22 protein-coding genes are annotated in these 23398 nt (G+C 36.4%); 13 read left to right on the top strand and 9 right to left on the bottom strand.

What is annotated here, in order from left to right; translation table 11 throughout:
• Positions 1-4 precede the first annotated feature (4 nt).
• Genes M900_RS01080 through M900_RS01040 form a run of 9 tightly spaced genes read left to right on the top strand, consistent with a single transcriptional unit; the run spans position 5 to position 8788 of the window.
• Entirely contained in the window at positions 5-1795 is a 1791-nt protein-coding gene (locus M900_RS01080; protein ID WP_021273033.1) for an AMP-binding protein, read from the top strand.
• On the top strand, positions 1796-3388 hold the full coding sequence (locus tag M900_RS01075) for an AMP-binding protein (RefSeq protein WP_021272960.1): 1593 nt from the start codon (positions 1796-1798) through the stop codon (positions 3386-3388). It abuts the gene before it with no gap.
• Between the two features lie 3 nt (positions 3389-3391).
• On the top strand, positions 3392-4696 hold the full coding sequence (locus M900_RS01070; RefSeq protein WP_021272945.1) for a class I adenylate-forming enzyme family protein: 1305 nt from the start codon (positions 3392-3394) through the stop codon (positions 4694-4696).
• 31 nt (positions 4697-4727) lie between these two features.
• Positions 4728-5678, top strand: a complete 951-nt coding sequence (locus M900_RS01065; protein ID WP_021272983.1) for a 3-oxoacyl-ACP synthase III family protein — start codon at positions 4728-4730, stop codon at positions 5676-5678.
• Positions 5678-6352, top strand: coding sequence for an SDR family NAD(P)-dependent oxidoreductase (locus M900_RS01060; protein ID WP_021273004.1), 675 nt, complete (start codon positions 5678-5680; stop codon positions 6350-6352). The genes M900_RS01065 and M900_RS01060 overlap by 1 nt, the downstream gene beginning before the upstream one ends.
• Positions 6346-7083 (top strand): alpha/beta fold hydrolase, encoded by a 738-nt coding sequence (locus M900_RS01055; protein ID WP_021273021.1) that lies wholly within the window; start codon positions 6346-6348, stop codon positions 7081-7083. The genes M900_RS01060 and M900_RS01055 overlap by 7 nt, the downstream gene beginning before the upstream one ends.
• Positions 7076-7888, top strand: coding sequence for a DapH/DapD/GlmU-related protein (locus M900_RS16810; protein WP_052600750.1), 813 nt, complete (start codon positions 7076-7078; stop codon positions 7886-7888). Before M900_RS01055 ends, M900_RS16810 begins: the two co-directional genes overlap by 8 nt.
• 2 nt (positions 7889-7890) lie before the next feature.
• On the top strand, positions 7891-8544 hold the full coding sequence (locus M900_RS01045; protein WP_021272988.1) for an iron-containing redox enzyme family protein: 654 nt from the start codon (positions 7891-7893) through the stop codon (positions 8542-8544).
• Between the two features lie 10 nt (positions 8545-8554).
• Entirely contained in the window at positions 8555-8788 is a 234-nt protein-coding gene (locus M900_RS01040) for an acyl carrier protein (protein ID WP_021272999.1), read from the top strand.
• Here M900_RS01040 and M900_RS01035 read toward each other — a convergent pair.
• Genes M900_RS01035 through M900_RS01015 form a run of 5 tightly spaced genes read right to left on the bottom strand, consistent with a single transcriptional unit; the run spans position 8774 to position 14578 of the window.
• On the bottom strand, positions 8774-10483 hold the full coding sequence (locus M900_RS01035; RefSeq protein WP_021272987.1) for a biotin carboxylase N-terminal domain-containing protein: 1710 nt from the start codon (positions 10481-10483) through the stop codon (positions 8774-8776). The two genes, M900_RS01040 and M900_RS01035, sit on opposite strands and share 15 nt — an antisense overlap.
• A complete protein-coding gene (locus M900_RS01030) occupies positions 10480-12045 on the bottom strand; it encodes an acyl-CoA dehydrogenase (RefSeq protein ID WP_021273028.1) in 1566 nt (521 codons plus the stop codon). Before M900_RS01030 ends, M900_RS01035 begins: the two co-directional genes overlap by 4 nt.
• Positions 12039-12926, bottom strand: a complete 888-nt coding sequence (locus tag M900_RS01025) for an NAD(P)-dependent oxidoreductase (protein ID WP_021272974.1) — start codon at positions 12924-12926, stop codon at positions 12039-12041. The genes M900_RS01030 and M900_RS01025 overlap by 7 nt, the downstream gene beginning before the upstream one ends.
• Positions 12919-13182, bottom strand: a complete 264-nt coding sequence (locus M900_RS01020) for a hypothetical protein (protein ID WP_021272977.1) — start codon at positions 13180-13182, stop codon at positions 12919-12921. The genes M900_RS01025 and M900_RS01020 overlap by 8 nt, the downstream gene beginning before the upstream one ends.
• A 13-nt stretch (positions 13183-13195) precedes the next feature.
• Positions 13196-14578 (bottom strand): acyl-CoA carboxylase subunit beta, encoded by a 1383-nt coding sequence (locus tag M900_RS01015; protein WP_021272979.1) that lies wholly within the window; start codon positions 14576-14578, stop codon positions 13196-13198.
• Positions 14579-14707: 129 nt separating this feature from the next.
• Here M900_RS01015 and M900_RS01010 point away from each other — a divergent pair, with 129 nt between their 5' ends.
• The gene (locus tag M900_RS01010; protein WP_021272968.1) at positions 14708-15163 is read left to right on the top strand and encodes a hypothetical protein; all 456 of its coding nucleotides are present in this window, start codon (positions 14708-14710) and stop codon (positions 15161-15163) included.
• A gap of 54 nt (positions 15164-15217) precedes the next feature.
• Here M900_RS01010 and M900_RS01005 read toward each other — a convergent pair whose 3' ends face one another.
• Positions 15218-15865 (bottom strand): hypothetical protein, encoded by a 648-nt coding sequence (locus tag M900_RS01005; RefSeq protein ID WP_021273030.1) that lies wholly within the window; start codon positions 15863-15865, stop codon positions 15218-15220.
• 235 nt (positions 15866-16100) lie between these two features.
• Here M900_RS01005 and M900_RS01000 point away from each other — a divergent pair, with 235 nt between their 5' ends.
• The gene (locus M900_RS01000) at positions 16101-17075 is read left to right on the top strand and encodes a serine protease (protein ID WP_021273010.1); all 975 of its coding nucleotides are present in this window, start codon (positions 16101-16103) and stop codon (positions 17073-17075) included.
• On the opposite strand, the gene M900_RS16805 is transcribed toward M900_RS01000, so the two are convergent.
• The 3 genes from M900_RS16805 to M900_RS00985 all read right to left on the bottom strand — a co-directional run bounded on the left by M900_RS16805 (position 17069) and on the right by M900_RS00985 (position 20585).
• Positions 17069-17878 (bottom strand): putative lipoprotein, encoded by an 810-nt coding sequence (locus tag M900_RS16805; RefSeq protein WP_021273011.1) that lies wholly within the window; start codon positions 17876-17878, stop codon positions 17069-17071. The two genes, M900_RS01000 and M900_RS16805, sit on opposite strands and share 7 nt — an antisense overlap.
• A 41-nt stretch (positions 17879-17919) precedes the next feature.
• On the bottom strand, positions 17920-19014 hold the full coding sequence (locus M900_RS00990; protein WP_021273008.1) for a metallophosphoesterase: 1095 nt from the start codon (positions 19012-19014) through the stop codon (positions 17920-17922).
• Positions 19015-19091: 77 nt separating this feature from the next.
• Positions 19092-20585: a hypothetical protein gene (locus M900_RS00985; RefSeq protein ID WP_021273038.1), complete on the bottom strand. Its 1494-nt coding sequence runs from the start codon at positions 20583-20585 to the stop codon at positions 19092-19094.
• A gap of 222 nt (positions 20586-20807) precedes the next feature.
• Here M900_RS00985 and M900_RS00980 point away from each other — a divergent pair, with 222 nt between their 5' ends.
• Positions 20808-21476 (top strand): succinate dehydrogenase cytochrome b subunit, encoded by a 669-nt coding sequence (locus tag M900_RS00980; protein WP_021273020.1) that lies wholly within the window; start codon positions 20808-20810, stop codon positions 21474-21476.
• The gene (locus M900_RS00975) at positions 21476-23392 is read left to right on the top strand and encodes a fumarate reductase/succinate dehydrogenase flavoprotein subunit (RefSeq protein WP_021273003.1); all 1917 of its coding nucleotides are present in this window, start codon (positions 21476-21478) and stop codon (positions 23390-23392) included. Before M900_RS00980 ends, M900_RS00975 begins: the two co-directional genes overlap by 1 nt.
• Positions 23393-23398 lie beyond the last annotated feature (6 nt).

The raw sequence follows: 23398 nt of genomic DNA, 5'->3' as shown, positions 1-23398 counted from the left end.
AGGCATGATCTCACAGAACCTTGAAAATAAATTTCAATCATTAATTGACGCTATCGTAAGTGGAGATAGTGATTTAAGAAATATTTATATTCATCAAGGATCAAAAGTTCCCCTAAATACAAGTGCAAGGTCGCTCCTTTATAAAGCAATGAAAAAAGCAAAGCGTTTAATGACCTTGGCCCAAAATGAATGCATTCTCATTGAGGGAGAAAATAGTGAAGAATTCATGACTAATTTTTTTGCCGTTATGTATAGCTGTAATATTCCTGTACCTGTGACGACAAACCTATGGATCAATGAAAAGAGATTTATTGAAATTATCGAAAGTATTAAAAGTACAACTAATGCAAAAATTATTCTTGGGTCAAAAAGTGTTGAGTCATGTGCTAAAGTCCTCGACCTTATCCATATAAGTGAGGAAAAGTATAAAGATCTTCGACCTTCAGAAAAAAATATATATCTTCCAGTACCATCTGATATTGCCTTTATTCAATTCTCATCAGGAAGTACGGGAAACCCAAAAGGTGTAACTTTAACTCATCGTAACGTCCTAGCAAATATAAGACAGATCTCAGGACAAATAATTTCAGATAAAAACGACAATACAGTAATTTCATGGTTACCTGTCCATCATGACATGGGATTAATTGGCGGACTTCTAGTTCCACTTGTTAATAAATTTAATATCCATATCATGACTCCATATGAATTCGCTGTTAACCCAACAAGATGGTTAAAACTAATTTCAACATATAATGGTAACATCATCGTCGCACCAAATTCAGGTTACCATATGACGGCCAAGAGAGTTCGCTCAAAAGCAATGTCGAAAATTGATCTCTCTGGAGTAAGAATCGCACTCTGTGGAGCGGAACCAATAAATTCATCAACCTTAGATTTATTTGCAGATAAATTTAAAGAATGTGGTTTTATAAAAAGGGCGTTTGTACCATGTTACGGTATGGCCGAAAACACGCTTGCAATTTCATTTCACCGAAACACCACTGAAGAGTTTAAAACTATTAATGTATCTAAAAAAGAAATGCAGCACAATTCAAGAATAATACTTTCAACTGAATCTGAAGATATTCAAAAGATCGTATCATGTGGGAAAGCACTAGATGACATTAAAGTTAAAATAATAAACTCTAACGGGGATGAGCGTGGAGAAAATCAAGTTGGTGAAATCATCATAAAATCTCCATCAATGACAAAGGGCTACTATAACAGGCCAGAACTAAATGATGAACTATTCATAAATGGATACCTTAGAACTGGGGATATCGGTTTTATCAAAGACGGCGAAATATATATTACTGGCAGAAAAAAAGATCTCATCATTGTTGGTGGTATTAATATTAATGCTGAAGAGCTTGAGACATACGCAACAAAAACTAACGAAGTAAGACCAGGAAGGCTTGCCGCATTTGCAGTCGCTGATCAAGAGGCAGACTCAGAAAGAATTCATATTATTATTGAAGCAAGAAAAGATCTTAAGTTTTTGAAACAAGTAAATAGAGATCAACTTAAGAAAAGAATTTCAGATGATTTATGTGAATATTTTCCAATTAAAGAGTCTGACATTACAATTGTTGCACCTGGAACAATTTCAAAAACGACTTCTGGAAAAGTTCAACGCTCAAAGATGAGGGAGCTATTCCTCCAAGGTGCAATTAATGATAATAATTATAATCAAAAATATCTCATCGGCCGATTAAAAGAGCTTCAGATTAAATCTAAAATTTTTAAAGTGAATCTTATTAATTCTGTAAAGACTAGAAGACAAGAGGCTTAGATGAATAACTTGGCAAAAGTTTTCTATGAAAATGCAAAAAGACACCCAGACAAAGTGGCATTTGTTATTCCAAATGAATACAAAGACTTTTCTAACTATAGTGAGAAGATAATAACCTTCAAAGAATTTTCTTCAGAAGTTACAAGATATCAAAAGGGACTTCTGGAAGAAGGCTATAAAAAAGGGGATAGAATTATTCTACTAAGCCCAATTAATGAGAATTTATATGCATTAATGCTTGCAATGTTCTCTTTAGGACTTGTTGCAGTTTTTCTTGACCCAGGAATTGGGATGAGAAAAATTCTCACAGCAATTTCTGATTCAAATGCAAAGGCAATAGTAAGTATAGATCGCCTATTAAAATATCACTACTTCATTCCAGGTCTTTGGAAAATGAAGAAATATAGTTGTGACAAAAAGCGTTTATTTGTTAAAGACTTAAGCTCTCTTTATTCAACTACTGAACACACTCCAGCCTTTGTAGACTTAAAAGAATCTGATCATGCACTCATTACCTTCACTTCAGGCTCAACAGGGAGAGCAAAGGGCTCAGATAGAAACATCAAAAATGTCACAGAACAAATTAAGGCCATTAAGACATTTTGGAATTGCACAGAAGAAACAATCGACTTCCCTTCGTTCCCGATGTTTGGTTTTATGAATCTGATATGCTCTATAACAACTGTCGTACCTGCCGTGAGCTTTGCGAATGTCTCAGATATAAATCCCGAAATCATTTATCATCAAATGAAGAAGTGGAATGTCACACGAACATGTGGATCATTTGCATTTAACGATAATCTTTCAACGTACCTAGATATGAATGGACTAAAAGTAGAGAGTTTAAAAAACCTAGCTCTTGGTGGATGTCCGGTGACACGATCATTTTGTGAAAAACTAAAAAGGGTCTATCCAAATGTTCAAGGAGAAATAATCTATGGATCAACAGAAGTTGCTCCAATCTCTACAATAACTCTTGAGCAATATCTTGATAGCACAGGTGAAGGCTTTCCGGTTGGAAAAGTTTACGATGGCATAAGACTATCAATCGTTAATCTCCCTGATGGCATTGAGAAATTTGATAATAATGGTCCACAAATTTACTCACTTGAAAGAGGTATGATTGGAGAAGTAATAATTAACTCTGCACACACAGTACAGACATACGTTGATAATGATAAAGCGACCAGAGAAAATAAAATTCTTGATACAGATGGCTCGAGATGGCATCGAACAGGAGATACGGGAAGAATAGACGAAGATGGAAATCTTTGGCTTGTAGGTCGCCTTAATGACGTTATTAAAGACGGTGAGAATATTTTACATCCTTATATTTTTGAAACTAAGATTGATAGTATGCCAGAGATTGTTCGTTCGGCGATGATACAAGTGAATCAGGCCATGGTGGTTTTTATTAATACTCCAATCGAAAACTTTGACAAAATCAAATCTCAAATTAAGCAACTTACACCAAAGTTAAATAACCTTAAGCTAGAAATTATCCGTACCGATAATATACCGGTAGACGATAGACATAAATCAAAAATAAATAGAGTTCTTCTACGTGAACTCTATGTAAAAGGGAAAATCTAGCTATTGAATAAACTAGAACTAAACTATACAATTTTAAAAGAAAATGGAGAATCAGAAAAAGTCATAGATTCTATCACTCTTGATGAAAATGCTAAGGGCCAAATAATGGCCCTTAAAATTGAAGATAAGAAAAAGCTCATCGAAAACTTTTTTCAATGCCTTCAGCAGGGTCACTCCCCTTTAATTATAAATCCTCAGGTATCACAAATCGATGGACAGATTTTTGCTAATATAAAAAATGCATCTTTCCTAATTACTGATGAAAATACCTTTCAATTTGATCATACACCAAATAAAGCGCAACGTATTATTACTTGTTCAAGTGGAACGACCTCTAAAAGTGGAAATATCAAAAGTTTTGAATTTGAACTTAGTAAGTCGCTAGGTAATGGGTTTGCGCACGAAAAATCGCTAAATATTTCAAATGGCTCAAATATACTATTTCCACTTCCACTAACCCATAGCTTTGGAAGTATTATTGGCTTACTTGGAAGTGCTTCGAGCAAGCATCATTTGGTCTGCTTTGATAAAACACCTACCAATGAAAAGCTTTATGAAAGTATTGAAAGGTTTGATATCGATGTTCTCTATCTCAGTCCTTCCCTATTAAGGCTTTTCAACAAGTATCTTAAAAGAAAGAAAATCATCAATGAAAGAGCAATAAAAATTAGTATTGGTGCCGCTCACCTCTATCAAGATGATCTTACACAAATCAAAAAGTCATTTCCAAACTCTTCACTATTTTATACTTATGGTCTTTCAGAAATGGGACCACGTGTAAGCACGTTTGAAGTTCCAAGTGATATTACAAAAACTCCTAATCTTTCAGGTCTATTGCCAATTGGAAAAGCGATTGATGGTGTAAAAATGAGAGTTCATGATGGTAAACTTATGGTTCAGTCTCTTTACGCCCATGCAGATTTAGCGGCCAAAGAAATTGATAGTAATGACCAGGCAAGTGATATTGAAGGAAATATATATATTCTTGGTCGTACAGATCATACGATCAATTATGCAGGAGTGAATATTTACCCTGAAGAGATTGAGTCTCTCATTTCAAAAGTTATAAAAGAAGATTTCATCATTGGTCCAAGGCCATCATCTCTCTACGGAGCAATACCAATACTAATTATTGAAAGTGAAGGGCTCAGAGAAGAAGTGAAGTTACAGCTACTTGAAGAAATTGCTCAACTAATCCCCAACTATATCCAAATTAATGAAATCCATACTCTAAAATCATTCCCTAAAACCAACATGGGTAAAATCAAAAGACAGGAAATTTTAAAGCACCTAGATTTAAATGCTTAACCCCGTTAAAATATAATTAAAGGGAGATTTCGTGAAAAGTTTAGGTGTAAAAATCAAGGCATCAGCACACTACTTGCCTGAAAATATAGTTTCAAATCAAAAGATAATTGAAGAAAACTCCCTGCGACTTAAAGATCAGTGGGTAAAAGATAATATTGGCATCAATAATAGACGCTGGGTAACGACAGAGAACTCAGCAGATCTAGGAAGTAAAATACTTCAACAACTAAATGAAAAAGCTGACAAGGCAACCGACTGCCTGATTGTCTCGACTGTTAGTGGAGAATACTCCACTCCTGCAACAGCATGTATTATCCAAGGGGAGACAACTCCTGGAGAACTCTATCCGGCATATGATATTACAAGTGCATGTGCAGGACTTATGTTCGCAATAGATATGGGCATACGCTATATTCAGACTGGTATGAGCTCTGTGAAGTGTATCGCTACTGAGACACGTAGCCGCTACCTTGATAAGAAAGATAGACGAACAGTTATGCTTTTTGGCGATGGCGCAAGTGGTGTCACACTCGCTCCGTGCGATGATAACGAAATAGGAATCTTTTACTCAAAGACAATGAGTGATGGAAGATTCTGGAATTCTATTGTCGTTCCTAATGAATCTCAAAAAATTGAAATGAGAGATGCTAGTGGTATTTTTGAATCGGCCATTGAAAAAATGTCAAGCCTCATCGAAGATGCTTTAACTAACTCTCAAACAAAGAAGGAAGAGTATAGTCACTTTATCTTTCATCAAGCAAGTCGAAATATAGTTACTGCTGCGGCCAAGAATCTTGGTCTACGTGAAGATCAATACTCAATCAACTTTGATGAAGTTGGAAATACCACTTCAGCATCCGTTGGCATTCTTCTTGATCAATGTGTGTCACGAGGAAAGATTAAAAAAGGTGATCTTGTTTGCATGCTTGCAACTGGTGGCGGCTTTAGCGCTGCAATCTCGCTGATGAGATGGGAGATATGATGAGTTCGACTTTAATCACAGGTGGACTTAATGGTATTGGCAAAGAAATTGCTATTCAAATAGATGGAAAAAAAATAATTACGACTTCTCAACGTAACAAAGTTGATGAGCGAGCTGATATTTATTATCTCAATTTGAAAGAAATAGAGAGTATCAAAGAACTTGCCAAAAAATTGAAAGAAAATAATATTGAAATTTCAAAAATTTACCACTGCGCATACGACTTTAGTGATGCAAAACTGTTCTTTTCAATAAAATCTCAGGAGCTTTCTGAAAAATTCCAATCAAATATTGTAGGAACTTTTGAACTACTGAAAACTTTTTTAAAACCAATGACGAGAAAGGGCCAAGGCAGTGTTTTACTACTTGGCAGTCTCCTTGCAAAATTCCCAGCACCGGGAAAACTTATTTACATCACAGAGAAAAACGCTCTCGAAGCGATGGCGTCCGCAATCAACAGTGAAGTAAATAACAAAGGTGTCTTTGTAAAAATTATTCATCCAGGACTTGTTGCAACCGAACAAGTACTTGAGAGAATCTCAAAGGATGTTATTGATAAAATCGGCAAAGATAATTTACTTAATCCTAAAGACGTTGCAAATAGATGTATTGAATTTTTAGAAAGTAATGATCAAGAGAGTACCTTGCAAATGAGAGGAAATCAGACATGGTAAAAATTCATCTGATCCCAGCAATGGGTCATAATCACCAACTCTTTGAAAAAATGATTAAGTTTGGCCAAGATGAATACGAACTGATTACTCATAACTACCCTGCCCTTGATAAGAGTCAAGACACACTCGAATTCCTAGCAAAATATTTTGCAAACGAGATTTCTAAGCATATGACTAAAAATGATACTTATGCTCTTTTGGGTGTTAGTCTCGGAGCCTCACTATGTCTTCGAATCAATGAAATTCTTGGAAATAATGCAGAAAATCTTTTCTTACTGGCAACGGGTGGAACAAGGGTCGCAAGAATTAGAAAAGAAATGATTACTGCGGCCATTGATAATCAATCTGAAATTGATTTCCTAAAGCAGGTTCTTTCCCTAGATAATGAAGTAAATTTCTTATCACACTTTTGTGAAAATAAATCAAACGCCAGCGAATACTTCCATAAGTTGCAAAAAATTTGGCATGAATCACAAGACGAAGCAGTTAGTGATTTTATCGAATTATCGCTAGCGGCTATCGAAATTGATTATGAAACTCAACTATCAAGATATCAATCTAAGATTATTATTCTTTGGGGCGATAAGGATAAAGTATTTTCAAAAAGAAACCTGAGCAAAATTGTTGAATGTGCTCCAGAGGCCACAGTTATTCGCTTTAAAGAATATGGCCACTACCTTCCTCTTGAGGCTCCACAGGAAGTGTTAAAAGTAGTGAGAAATTATGTTTAAAAAACCATTTTTAATTTTTGATATCCTCTTTTTATTTTTTGCATTTATCGTATACTCAATATCACTTTCACTACCAATATATCTTGTCACAAGATATTGGGATAGTTCAAAACTTTTGATTAGTGTTGCACTAGTTGTTTTTTCCTATTTCCTCTTTTTAAATCTCTTTATCATTACACTAGGTTTGTTAAAGAGAGTATTGCAACCAAAACTTAGCGTAGGTGAGTTTCCAATAGGTCCCAACTTAAAGTATTTAGGCTGGGTACTAAATTCCCTGTTTCAAGGCATTATGATTGCCTCACCATTTGCTTCCCAATGCCATTTTATTTTTTATTTAAACTGGTTATATTATCGATTAATGGGCATGAAATTGCCCCTTACCACCCTTGTTGGAATGAATGCGACCATCAGACAGCCCGAACTCATAGAAGTTGGTGAGAACTCAATTTTAGGCTTAGGTTGCACCATCAGCTGTCATTATTCACCGAGTGGTAAAACTCATGTTCAAAAAAGAGTCAAAATTGGTTCGCGCTCAGTAGTTGGCGGATTTTCAATTATTACTCCAGGGGTTGTGATCGGAGATCATAGTGTCGTTGGAACAAACTCAAGAATTTACCCAGATGTAATAATCGGAAATAACGTCAAAATCGGAGCAGAATGCTCAATAAAGTTTGGTACTATAATTCCCGATAACGTAAAAATTAAAAGCAATACAATTATCGAAAAAGATCATCAAATAAAGTCGGGCGAAACTTGGGGTGGAAGCCCTGCTCGCTTAATAAGTGAAGATGGTCAAAAGGAATAGAAATGAGTTTTCAAGAGCAATTAGACCAGGCCCTTTCAGAAGGGATTGAAATTATCAAGGAATCAAAGTTTTTCCAAGATATTGCAAACGGAAAAAATGCCAAAGAGTATTATGTTGAATACCTAAAAGCTGCTTACCATTATGTCACAAATTCATCTTCATTTACTCCTCTCGCTGCAAGAAGAATGGATAGCAAACACCTTAAAGTAAGAAAATGGATTCTTGAACACTCTGGTGAAGAAATGGGACATGAGTTAATGGCACTCAAGGATCTTGAAAAATTTGGTTGTGATAGAAACGAAATTATTAATTCTATTCCTAATGTTGGAGTAACAGCATGGGTAAGTTTCTTTCATTATAAAGTTGCTATTGCTAATCCATTTTGTGCATTTGGCGTTCTCTATTTTCTCGAAGGGATGGCGACCGAACTTGCCCCAATTGTTGTTAAAAATATTGTCTCAGTGTTAAATGACGACGAGAAAAAAGCGATTACCTTCTTTAGAGAACATGGTGATCTCGATGAAGACCATCTTCAAGAGCAAAAAGAAATTCTTGCCAAGGCCGATCTTTCTGATGACGACAAAAGAGAGATTCTACAAACAATTAAAGAATCTGCAGCAATGAAGAAATTCATGCTAGATCAGATCGTTAAATAAGGAGCTTATTTTGAAACCAGATCGAAGCGATATTCTAGATTTAATCTATGATATAACAGGTATTGAACAAGAAGACATCAAAGACTCTGATGAGTTTAAAACTGATCTTAAAATGGACTCAATTTCAATTGCAGATCTTATTTCTTCACTAGAAGAAGATTTTGATGTCATTATTGAACAAGAGCAGGCCTTAAATATTAAGACCGTTGCTCAGCTCATGGAATTCATTTCAAATTACGAGTAATTCTTGGCCTCGCTTGACGAGGCCTCCTTCTTCACACAGTAAACTGGCAACAACACCATTTGAATGGGCCTTAATCCTAAGCTCTGTTTTCATGGCCTCAAGAATCAAAATTGTCTCACCTTTTTCTACTTGAGCACCAACTTCACATAGAATCTTTGTAACCTTACCCGTAATAGGAGAAATATAATTAAGAGTATGGCCTTCTTCTTCCTCGCGCCAAAATGGAGCATTTAAAGAAAGGTTTTCACAAAAAGCTTTTTTCTTTTTGAAAGCATAAATACATTCATTATTTGTATCAACAAACATAGAAAGGCCTGAATCATTACCAACCTCAACAAGCTTATCATGTGTATTCAAGTTTGCCCTGTTCCAAACGAGTTGTTTTTGCTTTTCACTTAATAATTCAGCTTCATAATAATTATCTTTGAAATCTTTTGCAAAACTTACATGCAATTGATCTTTTAAATACTTTGAATCGTCGATAATTGCAGAAATAAAATTTATATTATTAGAGATGGTACCAATTTTTAATAAACCAAGGGCCTCTTTAAAATTTGAAATACAATCAATACGATCCTTACCAGAAACGACGAGCTTCCCTATTAGTGGATCATACTGATGACCAATAGAATTACCATCTTTATAGTGTGTATCAAATCGCAAAAAACTTGGTTGATGTGCAAAACGTATTTGAGAGGGCGCAGGAGAAAAGTTATCTTCAACGTCTATAGCGTAAATACGGGCACAAATGGCATGCTTACCATTTTGCGAAAAGTTATACTTCACCTGATTATTCAGAGCAATTTCAAACTGTATATCAACAAGATCAATATCAAAAATTACCTCTGTTACAGGATGTTCAACCTGAATTCTTGTATTCATCTCCAGAAAGAAGAGTTCATTTCCACTCCAAAGAAATTCAATGGTTCCTACTCCAAGATAGCCGAGATTCAACAATTCCCTCTCAATTAGAGGATAGAAGCCACTCATAACTTTACGAGATGGTTCATCACTTGGTCCTTCTTCAAGAAACTTTTGATAATTGATTTGAACTGAACAATCGCGAGTCGACAAAAAATATACTTTCTTCGCAGTTGCTACTACCTGTAGCTCTACGTGTCTAGCATTTGGGAGAAATCTCTCAAGTAAAATTTCATCGTTATCAAAAAGAGCAAGAGAGCGTTTTTTGATTTCTATCATACTCTCTTTAAAATAATCCAAATCAGAGCAAATGAGGTTACCTCTGCCTCCCCCACCAAATGCTGCCTTTAACATCAAAGGGAAGTCACCACGTACAGGATTCTCGACAGCTAAGGTTTTAAGCTTACATCTTCGTGCAAAATTAAAACTCTCACTCTTTGAAGATAGGGCCGCTAGCACATCTGATTTAGGACCAATAAAAATCACTCCCAATTCTTCACATAGGGCCGCCAGTCGAGGATCTTCAGAGAGAAAACCATAACCAGGATAGAGGAAATGAATATCATACTGCTTGATAACTCGCTCTATTATTGCAAGTGACATAAAAGGATTAATTGCATCATTAAAAGTAATCAACTTATCACAGTACTCAGCAATCAAAGTATCAGTTTCACTATCATTGATAAGAGCAAAGCTTTTTAGTCCAAGTTTTTTACAAGACTTACATGCTCTCAAAGCGATCTCTGAACGATTACATATTAGAACATTTTTCATTCATTGATCTCCAAATCAAATAAAGAAACTAGCTTATCCTTAAATCCCAAGAGATATGAAGTTGAAAAAACAATACTCTCAGAGTTTTCTAAAATATTAATGATCACTTGATCAACAACGGCCGCTGACTTAAACTTTGAGTCAACATCATTAGAGTGACAGAACAACATAAAATTCATACAAGCGAAAATATTTGTAAACTCAATGGCCAGATCTCGGGCCAGCATCGAATCATTAATTTCAATATCTTCGGCCCTTTCTTCTATTTCAAGATAACGCTCTTTTAAGACATTATAAGTGTAATATTCACCACCATCGGAAAAATTAAAAAACTCTCCTATAATAAACTCCGATGTTCGAAGGCCAATCTTTAATTTTGAAAAATCAAGATTCTTGAGAGAATGGTTAACATTCAAACTTGCTAACTCACTTTCAATTTTCTGCGTTCTATAAATACGCATTTTTCTAATAACAGGCAAAAGAAGTGAGAGATTTACGCCATAACTTCCATCGAATAAAGAGACAACGCTGTGATCGCGGAGGTTTTTTTGAAAAAGAGGAAAGTCATTTTCGCGTAGGTAATATCTGGCCCCAAGAATCTCCTTGCATTCATCTATTTGCCTACCGATCTGAGTTGGAATAAAACTTTTTACAACAGCACTATAAAGGGCCATTAACTCAGGTTTCAAGCTTGACATACGAGTTGCTGTAAGTGCCATTGCCTCACAGACAAGAATACGAGCAAGACCTTTTGATAACAATCCCCTTACTGTCTCCATCTCGATAAGTTTCTTACCATATAATTCTCTATCAAGAGAAAATATTAGAGTATCTCTGAATGTCGAATCTGCTGCACCTAGAGAAAATGACGAGCAAAGAGTTCGAGATATTTGCATTGTTTTAGAAATTGTATCCAGGGCCTTAAATCGACTTCCTACATAGTCTTCATCCTTAACTGGATAGGAGTCAAATTCGATTCCACTAATATCGGCCCCTCGAATACCATGGGTTTTTATTTTTTCAATATTTTTAAAATGAGAAGTTTCTGACTTATCAACGAATACTAGGCTCAATGCATTTTCATCCTTGCAGATAACAGTCATTGCCTTACCTATTGTCGCATTATTTATACACCACTTAGTACCTAAAAGTTTTCCATCCTTAACTTCACATTCACTACTGCTGAGATCACTTCCATGCGCAAGTTCAGTTAAGGCCAAACAACTTGATCCACCAGCAAGAAGAACAGCCGCCTGTCGCTTCTTAAGATCATCATTACCTGAAATCCAAATAGGAAGAGAGCCCAAGAAACTCTGCCCAACAGCAATTGCCGTTGTGACATTTCTTCGTGCCAATGCCCTTCCCATACAGAAGGTTTGGAAAATATTTTCAAAACTTCCACCATACCCTGCTGGTACAAGATAAGAGAGAACTCCATTTGAAATATACTTAGAAGCTTCAGATGGATACTTACTACACTCATCATCACTTAATATATCTTCTTTAAGCGAATTTTTAGCGTCAAAAAGCTTTTCGAATTTATCATGATAAGTGTTTAGCATTTTAAGTAATCCTTTAACTGTTTCTTTATACTAACAAGATAGTCTTCCCAGATTGAGTCATAGGTACCACCCATATGAGGAGTATTATAAAAGTTATTCAAACTATTTAAAACTCCATCAGCAGGGTAAAACTCTGGTTGCGTAAGATCTGTTAGATAGAGAAGATTCTTACGTTCATTAAGAATTTCGACAAGTTCTTCTTCTAAGAAAAATTCAGCTCGAGCAACATTAATGACAATCGCATCTTCTCTAAGATTTTTTAAAAAGTTTAAATCTAATATTCTTGCTGTTTCATCATTATAAGCAATGGCCAAAACGATAATATCAAACGAAGAAAGAACCTCTGAATCAAGATCATTAAAACTAAGATAGTTTTTGATACCTGGGTTACTTCTCCCGGCCAAAGTGACAGTTTTAAAAGAATCTTTGAAACGACTGTCAATATTTAAGGCCACATGGCCAGTTCCAATGACTAGCATTGATAGTTTATCTATTCGCCGTGGAAGTGTCTTAAATCCATCTGCTCGAGTCGCTTTTAGAGTCAAATATATTGCCTGGTCGGCGACACTAGAAGCATTGATACCAGACATATTAAAAATTTTAAGCTCTGGTTTTTTCTTTTTGAGTTGTAATACAGATTCAGGAATCCCCGAACCAATAATAAAAATTGCCTCTGTTGAGTTTAATCTCTTCACAACACTTGGAAGGGTTGGAATCGAAATCAAGACCTGACAGTCCTCAATATCTTTTTTCAATGAGAGTATATCTTTGACGTGAATCAACTCCAGTGTAGGAAATTCACTTTTAAGGCCATCAATGAAGAATTTTGGAACTTTCCAAAACTCCTCCTGAGTTATGTCAACAACTGCGAATTTAGTCATTTCTATTTTCGTGAATATAGCTAAGAATATCTCGCACCTGTTTCCAATCAAGAGTTTCCTCTTCCTCGTCATCTGTTTCCAGTCTATCTGAGATTTCATAGAAGAGATTAATCTTTCCAAGAGAATCAAGCCCGAGATCTTTTGCAAGGTCGTGCTCTGGACGGATTCTCCCCACAGGAAGCTTTACAAAAACATCATCAGTTTCTTCAATTGCAGAAATTAGAAATTCTAAATCATCATCATTAAATTGCTTCATACCTATAACTCTCCTATGGAGTAATATTAATCATTTTCTTATTATCAAGGTCATTGGGATTAACCATTGAATCCTGCCTAAACCTTTCTATGATTGCATCACGAAGCTGGGTTGAAGAGATAATCTCATCAACAATACCAAGCTTCTTAGAAATTTCAGGATCCTCATAATCATCATAATATTGTTCGGGACTCATTTGAGCCTCAAGCATTGAAGCTGCTCCATCATGTCCCATAACCGCAATCTTAGAATTATCTAAGGCCCAAACATATTGGCCCCCCTGAGCACGAGTTTGCATCATAATGAATGCTGCTGCTCCATAACACTTACGAACAACGACACTATAGCGAAGGGTCGTGGTTTGCATTGCCTGACAAAGAGAGGCGCCATGCCGCAAAAGTCCTAAATGCTCTTGAGTTTTTCCAGGCATAAAGCCTGGAACATCAATGAGATTTATAATTGGAAGATTATAAGCATCACATAGTCTTAAGAAACGAGAAGATTTAATACTGGTATCACAATCGATAACTCCGGCATTAAACTTAGACTGATTTGCCATAATGCCAAATGGCTGGCCACCAATATATGCAAAGAGACAAAGCATACTTTTTCCATACTCTGCACGATGTTCCATGAACTCTCCTGCATCACATAGAGAAAGTGCAAATTCCTTCATCTCAAATGATTCTTTAGAATTAACTGGAACACTTGGCATGTTATCAATAGGATGAACAGCTGTACGGGCCGGGGGTCTGTCTAATGCATTCGCAGGCAAGAAACTCACGAGAGCACGGGCACGCGAAATTTGAGACGCTATGTCTTTATCTACAAAATCTGCAATCCCTGTAGTCTGTGCATGAACCTCACTTCCACCAAGCTCCTTAATAGAAACTTTTTCACCAATTACTTTTTCAATAACACTCGGCCCCGTTACCATTAAAGTTGAACGTGACTTATTAAAAAGAACAAAGTCGCTAAGTGTAGCCGAATAGGCCGTCGCTCCCATCGTTGTCCCAAGAACAATTGAGATTTGTGGAATAATACCAGAGTATTTTATATTTCTAACGATGACCTGAGTATACTCATGACCACTAGCAAGACCTTCACTTACACTCACACCAGGAGAGCAGACAAAGGATATAAGTGGGATCTTCCTCTCAAATGCCAGGTCCATAATTTGAACAATCTTCTGTGCCCCAATAGAGGAGACAAAGCCTTGATCAATCTTTGGATTATGACCATAGAAAGCAACAGGACGGTCGTGGATAGTGCCTAGTCCAGAAAACACAGAAATCTCATTGCTAAAAAATACTTTTTCGAGACTATTTTCATCAAGAAGCGCCTCTATCCATGAGTCAATATTCAAACCAATTCTTTTGGTCTTATTAATTTTCATATGTTTATTTTATTCTCACTTTCAAAAAGTGTCTAACATTTTGACAGGCCTAAAAAGATTACCAGAAACAATTACCCGATAGTTTTAATTTGGTAATATCTAAAAAACTCAACTTAAAGGGAAATAAATATGAAAAAACTAGCACTACTACTTATTTTAGCTTCATCCGCATTCGCAAAATTTCCAGATGAAAGTGATGCACGAATTAAATTCAAGCATGTAAAAGGCTTGCCAACAGCAAAGAACCTTATTGCTTTAAATGCAGCAAAGAACTTCGAAGGTTTCGACTATGACCTGACTAAAGGAAAAATCGAAGCAGCAATGTACAATATGAAAATAGATAAGGTCGAAGAGTTGAAACAAGAAACACTTGAGCTTCTAATGAGAGTATCAACAGTTGAAAAGTTAAATATGGATCGCTCTGAGCCAATCGCTGTAGAAGGGCTAATTAATGAAATTAAGCTAATTGAATCGCAACTTGAGAATATCGATATCGATACGATTAACTTTGAAGGACTTGATCTGATCAAGGAACAAATTGAAAACAAGACATTTGACCTAGAAGAGCTATTAGTAGAGCTTTAGGTAAAAATAAAAATTGGAGTGAGGTCCTCCCCCCCTAGCCTTGCTCCAATTTTATTATCTCGTAAGGAGTTGAACTCCAAGTCTAAAACAGCTTTCACCTGTTAGTGTATTCTTAAACAATGTAATCGATCTAATCAGCCCGGCCCTTTTTTTCAGACCCTCAACACTTGAATTCATCACAACAACTTTTCCACCAACTACAAGATTTTGGCCAAAGTGTTTTGAGATGAGAATTGCACAACCATCATCACTTGAATCAAGGACACGAACGTCATTTTGAATAACTTTCTTCCCATCATTATATTCAAAGAGGGCTTCAATTCGATGCTCTGTGCTGATACCATAACGTGTTCGAGGTTGAGTACGGGCTTCCTCAATCTTAACCATTTCTGGATACTCGATAACAATTGTTCTCCCATTGTTTTTATATTTTATTTTTGATTTAAAGATGGTCGTGCGATATTCAGAATAGAAGAATATTTCATCATTTTTAAAATCTAGGAAACCATTAACTTCAGTTGATTCTAATTCAATATAATTTTGTGAAAGCTGGAGACTTTTAAGTACACCATTGGCCTTCTGTCTAAGGGGCTCTTCTTTTTGCCAAACTTGTAATGGTTTCGCACTTTTAAAGATCTTATTCAAAATCGAGTTGATATGGTCTTTTTTGTTAATGTCGACAAATGCTTTCTCGCTTCTCAAAACTTCTCCTAATCTCTTCTTAAATTATCGGACAGCTTAATATATAACTCAAGTATATGCACGTAAGAATCTGAAATCACAGAGAGCATTAAAAATTGGTCCTGCCAATTTAATGTGTTCATCTTTTTAAACACTTAATATTGATGGCTATAAATTCTACAGTATAAACCACTTTAACTAGTATAAACTACTGCCCTGTGCGAAAACGTCGTATTCATATATTGGGGGAATTTTCGTGAAACAAATTTTTAGTATCTCTGCTCTTGCTCTTTCACTTCTATCACAGGGCGCTAACGCTTTTGGCAAGTCACCAAGTATTAATAAAGTCGTCTACGGTGTTGATAACCGTCTTGAGCTTAGACATACTCCATATAGCTACTTAAGGAATTCAGTAGCAGGACTCGCTAGTAGAAGTGTACTCAAAGAAAGTGAAGACAAAGAACTATTAGAGGTTCTCTACTACGGAGACCTTACATCATATAGAGGAAGAACAACTTGCGATGATTTTAAATTTAGAGAACAAGCAACACTACCTACTTGTACAGGATTTTTAGTTGAAGAAGACATTCTTGTGACGGCAGGACATTGTGTACTAAACTATGGTAACAAAGTTCAAGATAAAATGAATTACCAATGCTTCAATGCACGTTGGGTATTTGGATATGAAGACAATTCAGAATCCAAAGATGGTATCAACTTCCCAAAAGATGATGTCTATGGATGTTCTCAAATCATCGATGCCTCTTATACAACAGAGGCTGACTATGCTGTTATTAAGCTCGACAGAAAAACTGTTGGAAAACAAGCTCTAACACTTAGCTCTGAAGTTTCTGACTATAAAGCGGGAACTCAGATTTTTGTTGTAGGACACCCAACTGGTTTACCACTAAAACTAGCTGCCGGAGCGAAGGTTGTACATAATATGCACCCAAATAACTTTATTACAAATCTTGATACTTTCGGTGGAAATTCTGGATCGCCAATTTTTAACTTTTATGGAGAGGCCATTGGAATCTTAGTCAGTGGCGAAACAGACTATTACTTCGATAAAGAAAGAGAGTGTATTACTCCTAATAAATGTGATGCTGTTGATGGTACATGTAATGTAACAATGAGAGGAAAAGCTTCTGGTGAGACTGGTACAAAGATTCACTTAGTGACAAAAGCTCTAAAAGCATACAAAGAAAGAACTGCAGCGAAAGCTCAGTAATTAGTTATATCTTCCAGGCAACTGGCCTTGAACATTACTTCATCGCCAGTTTTTATATACTCATTTACGTAATCAACCATCTTCGACGTTCCTTCATTCATCCAGTACATAACACAAGAGGGATTAGAGCAGTGGGCTCCATGCTCACTATCATGATGCTCACTCACTTGATTTACACCATTATTAACAAGCCCCATCGCATGACCGAATTCATGAACAAGAGTAGACTGCTCTGAGAACTTTGCTACCATTCCATCTTGTACAGGTCCCATATTTTTAACAACATCTTTGAAGATAGCAATATCTGTGGTTCCTGTAACATTGACTCCAATGACATTTCGATTTATCGATTCACCATTATTAAAATGACCATTAACAAATAAGACGTAAATGACTCCTTCAGTCTCACTTGGCGAATGAACTCTGTTTGCAGCAATAAAACTGGAAATTTCATCGGCCGTCCAACTATCTTTATCTTGTGTATCAACCATCTTCATATCTTTTGCAAGCTTTGGAATAACCAAGTCTACAGTCATTCCACGGGCCTCGTAGATTGCCTTGATGTTATTTTCTAAGAGATTCCAAAGAGGTTGATTGCGATTCATCTGATTCTCAGTATAAGGCTGAGCTCCAGCTTCATAGATAACTTCAACAGTGAGTTTAGTTGCACGCTTTAGGAGCAGGTTTAAATTAGAGCTTGATTGTGTTTTGTTAATTAAAACATGATATTCAAGTGCCGAATTATCATCAGCGCAACTAGAGAAAAATAAAAAAGAAATAGTTATAAAAATGAATCTTAGCATCCTCTTCTTATCGGTTATTAAGAAGAGGACTTAAGAATATTCTATTCGAGATTACCGATAGATACGTTACTAAAGACAGTATCATCGCGGTTAAGATATCCACCCTTAGGTGATTTAATTTTACTTGGTAGCGAGCTTCTTGGCACAGGTTTTTTGAAGCTTGGATAATCATAAGCATCTACCTTAATACCATCGCTAAAATCGACCATTGTAAAGCTATACTTACTTGTACTTGAACTTGAAATTAACTTTCTCGGCCCGCTGCCGAGACATGATTGAGAAACAAAACGGGTTCCATCGTAAACTCCTGGATAGTATGAATGATGGTGACCAGATAAAAAGAGATTAACTCCAGAAGACTTAAGCTCCTTATAAAGAGAGTTTGAAGCATCACGGATGTAATCATTCTCCCGTCCTTGCGCTACCGGGTGAAACGGTAAGTGTGAGAAGACTACTTTATTTTTATATTCAACAGGTGTTTTTACCTGGGATAGTAACCAGGCCTTCTGAGTACTATCTAACTCTGAAGTTTTTGTCCCATCTAATGAAATAAATAATGTACCTTTAAATGCGAAAGAATAATAGAAAGGGTAATTGCTCATATCAACTTTTGTAATTTGATCGTAGTCTTGAATATAATCAGACTGGTAACTCTCCCACTCTCTCTTATAAATCGCTCTTTCCTGCTCAAAACCTGAATACGCTGAAGCATCATGATTTCCAGGCGTCACAAAAACTGGAATTCCGGCCATCGAAAGAGGAACTGTAACTGTGCGATGGAATCCATCCCACATGGCCTCATAATTTAGTCCCTTCTTCTGACCTGCTACCATGTCTCCAGTCACAAGAACAAGGTCTGGCCTTACTTCATTGATTTTTGAGATAGCAACGTCAATACGAGAATTATAATCTACCGAACCATAACTTCCATTTAAGTCTGAGATAATTACAATTTTTAAATCTTCCGATTCAGTTGGCAATGGTGTTGTTGGTGTTGTCGGTGCAGTATCATCGACAACTTCCTCTTTGAGTTCTTCTTTTAATTGTTCTTTGATTTTTGAAAGATCCTCTTGGTTACAAGAGACTAATGTTGATAAAATAACTGGAAGAAAAACAAGATTTTTGAACGAACGCAAAGATCCCTCCTGGATATACAAAGTGGCCAATCCTAGGCCACCTAAAAATTATATCAGCTTTGGTAAGCTTTACACGACTACTCGCATGATACAGTTTTGCCTTCTACTTTTTGATTTTTTAGGAACTCTTTTGGTTCAAGATCAAACTTAAGAGATCCATTTAAACATTTTTGTTTTAAAATACCAAAAACATGGTTTGTATTCTTAACAATACTTGTAATTTCACTCGTTTTTAACCCAAAATTTGATGAAAGGTATTGGAAAATTTCCCCTTCAGAAGATAGGTCAGCATCGAGGGCCTTAACCCTCTCATATGTCCTAGCATTTAAGTGCGATATTGCCTCTACTAACCCCGCGCTCTTTGAGAAGTTCATGTATGCGTTTCTCACTCCAGCATCATTATCTCCAAGTTGAGTTCTTTGGATAAAAACAACCTTTGAACTATTTGGCGCTTCGAAATGGAGAGATGATTTCTTCGAAAGAGCAACATCACTATCAAGTTTCTCATTCTTAACTTTTCCATTCTCGTCAATAAAATAGGCGTACCACTTATAGTCAATATTACCAATACGATCTTGCTGAGAAAAAATGGTATCGAGAATTGTTATTTCTGTTAATTCCTTCATCCAAAAAATCATCTGCTCTTTTGAGATTAATGGAAGAACTTTAGAAAGATAGTTTAAGTTATTTAGGGCCTCAGTATTTTTCTTTTTAAATAGACCACCCTTGTGATTTTTGATTTCAGCCTTGATATTTTCATTATAACTAGAAAGTGTTTTTGAAATTGCAGTCTCAACATCAAGAGAACTTCCAAGGGCCACAAATGCCGGAGTATTTTTGAAATCAATTGAAGATTGTAATCCCCACTTTGATCTTATACCATTTATTTCAGCTCCATATCGCTCTCCAGAGTCTTTTAACATGACTCCGTATACCTTCTCCCCATCATCAGTAAATAAGTCACTCGTAGGTCGGTAAATATCAGGGTTTAAAATTGCGTCAACAGTCCACTTCCAACCATTTCTTATCATTCCAGCTGGAGATGATGATTGCCCTAACTTAGCTCTTTTTAAATGTTCACTCTTATCTATTTCACGGTAGACAGAAACCGGAATATTCACTGATGTATCAAGGTATCTAGAAAAATGATAATAGAGAAGATTCGAGGCCGCATACGTTCCACTAGTCCCTTCTTGATTCATTGTATTTTTAAATTTTGCAAGTGCCTTATATGATCTTGTCTTCGACGTTCCGCAAACTTCTTTTTCAAAAAGTTGTTTAGAACCTTCATATGATGTTCCTTTTAATTTATAAACTATTGTTCCTGGTGAAGTAGACCATGTCTTTGGACACAAACCAAAATTAGAATCCTCGTAGAAATCAACTTCGCAAAACTTTTCTTCTTTCTCTTTATCAGATTTCGAGTAGTCACCATCAACAATTTCTGGCAAAATCGTACATTTTTCTTCCACTCCTGTAGGAGATGTATAAACTACTGTAGCATCAACCTTTATCTCTGCAGCAAAGGGTGCAGTCGCTAATAAGCTAATAAAAATCATCTTTCTCTTCATAAAATTGTCCTCTAAATTTGAATAGGGTCTTATATCAAAACAGAGTTTTTAAGTCCCAAACAAAGTAAATTTTATATATTGTGGACACTGGTATAACCGACTGATATTATGGGAACAAATTCATATATTACAAAGTTTCTTCCTTTAAATTCATATATATTCTATAAGTTTGACCTTAAAGAGTTGATTGAGAAGTTATTAAGGAATCTACGAGGTAAATAAATGCACTTAATAAAAAAATACCTAATGGCCATAACAGGACTTTTTTTAAGTTTCTTTCTCATCGTTCACTTGAGTGCAAACTTCTTGCTCTTACTACCACATGAGATTGCGCCAAATCTGTATAATTCATATTCAAATGCTCTACGAACAAATCCTGTTATTGAAGTTGTTTCAATTTTTCTTTATCTTGCAATCATTCTTCATACGGTGATTGCTATTAATCTCACTTTAAGAAATAAAAGAAAAACAGAAACACCATACCATCAAAACAAAATCCTTGAGACATCATCTTGGCCATCACAAAACATGGGCCTGCTCGGACTCATGATCCTTATTTTTATCATCGTCCACATGGCAAATTTCTGGGCAAAAGTTAAGCTTGGAATTGAAGGACCAATGCCTACAGATATCAATGGTCATTCAGATATCTACATGCTTGTAGTTACATCATTAAAAGATCCAATTCTTGTAACCTTCTATGCTGTAATGTCCATCCCTCTTGCGATGCACTTATCCCATGGAGTAAGTAGTGCATTTCGATCTCTTGGCGTTTATCACAAACGTTATATGAGATATATTGAAATACTTTCTAAAATTTATAGTGTTGTAATGGGACTAGGCTTTGGTCTAATCCCACTGTACATATTTTTCTTTTCTAAGGTGTCATAATGGATCAACTCAACAGTAAAGTTCCTCAAGGAAAACTCGAAGAAAAATGGGATAAGTATCAAGCGAATGCGAAGCTTATCAATCCTGCAAATAAAAGAAAATTGAATATCATCGTCGTCGGTTCTGGACTTGCAGGAGCAGGAGCAGCTGCAACGCTAGCAGAACTTGGTTATCACGTAGATTGTTTTTGTTTTCAAGACTCTCCTAGACGCGCGCACTCTGTTGCCGCACAAGGGGGTATCAACGCCAGCAAGAATTACAGACATGATGGAGATAGTGTTTGGCGTATGTTCTATGATACTTTAAAAGGCGGAGACTTTAGATCACGAGAAGCAAATGTTTACCGTCTTGCCCAACTCTCCGCTCCACTTATTGATCATTTTACGGCCCAGGGAGTACCTTTTGCTCGTGAGTATGGTGGAGTTTTATCAAACCGTAGTTTTGGTGGAGTCCAAGTAGAAAGAACTTTCTATGCACGAGGACAGACAGGACAACAACTTTTAGTTGCAGCATATTCCCAACTTTCAAAAATGGTTGAGGCAAAGAAAGTCTCAATGTACACGCGACACGAAATGCTTGAGCTTGTTGTGATAGATGGAAAGGCCAGGGGAATTATAACAAGGAATCTTGTAACAGGTGAAATAAGGGCACACAATGCTCATGCAGTGGTATTAGCGACAGGTGGTTATTCACGAGTTTTTAGGCTCTCAACACTTGCTATAGGATGTAATGGATCGGCAATTTGGAAGGCCCATAAAAAAGGAGCATTTTTTGCAGCACCAAGCTTTACTCAAATACACCCAACCGCCCTGCCACAATCGAGTGAGTCCCAATCGAAACTTACTTTAATGAGTGAATCACTTAGAAATGATGGAAGAATCTGGGTACCAAAAAATAAAGATGAAAAAAGAAAAGCGAATGAAATACCTGAAGATCAGAGAGATTATTACCTCGAACGAAGATACCCCAGCTATGGTAACCTTGCCCCAAGGGATATCTCTTCACGAGCAGCGAAAGAAAGAATTGATGCTGGACATGGAGTAGGGCCACTAAAAAATGCAGTCTATCTTGATTTTAAAGATGCGATCAAGAGACTTGGAATCCAAACAATAAAAGATCGTTACGGCAATCTCTTTAGTATGTATAAAAAGATAACAGGTATTGATGCCTATCAAGAACCAATGCTTATCTCTCCCGCGGCACACTTTTCAATGGGAGGTCTCTGGGTCGATTACGAGCTGATGACAACCATCAATGGTCTCTATGCAATCGGGGAGGCCAACTACTCCGATCATGGGGCCAACCGTTTAGGCGCTAATTCTCTTTTACAGGCAAGTATTGATGGGTATTTCATTCTACCAAATACTATCAATAATTATCTTGCGGATATTGTTAAAGAAGAAGTTCCAAGTATTGACCATCCCGAATTTCAAAAGTCCATTAATGAAGTTCGAGCACATATCGATCGCCTACTCTCTATCGACGGGAAAAAGACTGTGGACCATTTTCACAGAGAACTCGGCAATATTATGTGGAAAGAGTGCGCGATGAGTAGAAATCAAGAAGGGCTCATTCATGCAATTTCAAAAATAAAAGATATTAAAAAAGATTTTTGGAAAGAAGTGAAAGTGACAGGTCACGACAAAGAATTTAATCAAGAACTAGAGAAAGCACTTCGCCTCGCTGACTTTCTTGAGCTGGCACTACTAATGTGTGAGGATGCTCTTCAAAGAAATGAATCCTGTGGCGCACACTTTAGAGAGGAATACCAAAGTTCCGATGGTGAAGCTCAGAGAAATGACGAGGATTACTCTTACGTATCAGCATGGAAATATTTATCTGAAGATAAGTTCGAACTCGTCCGTGAACAATTGATTTTTGAATACGTAAAACCAACAGTTAGAAGCTACAAGTAGGAACGA

The sequence above is a fragment of the Bacteriovorax sp. Seq25_V genome (assembly GCF_000447795.1).
GTDB lineage: Bacteria > Bdellovibrionota > Bacteriovoracia > Bacteriovoracales > Bacteriovoracaceae > Halobacteriovorax_A.
Note: the sequence above shows the minus strand (reverse complement) of the source record. Positions and strands in the feature narration are given on the sequence as shown.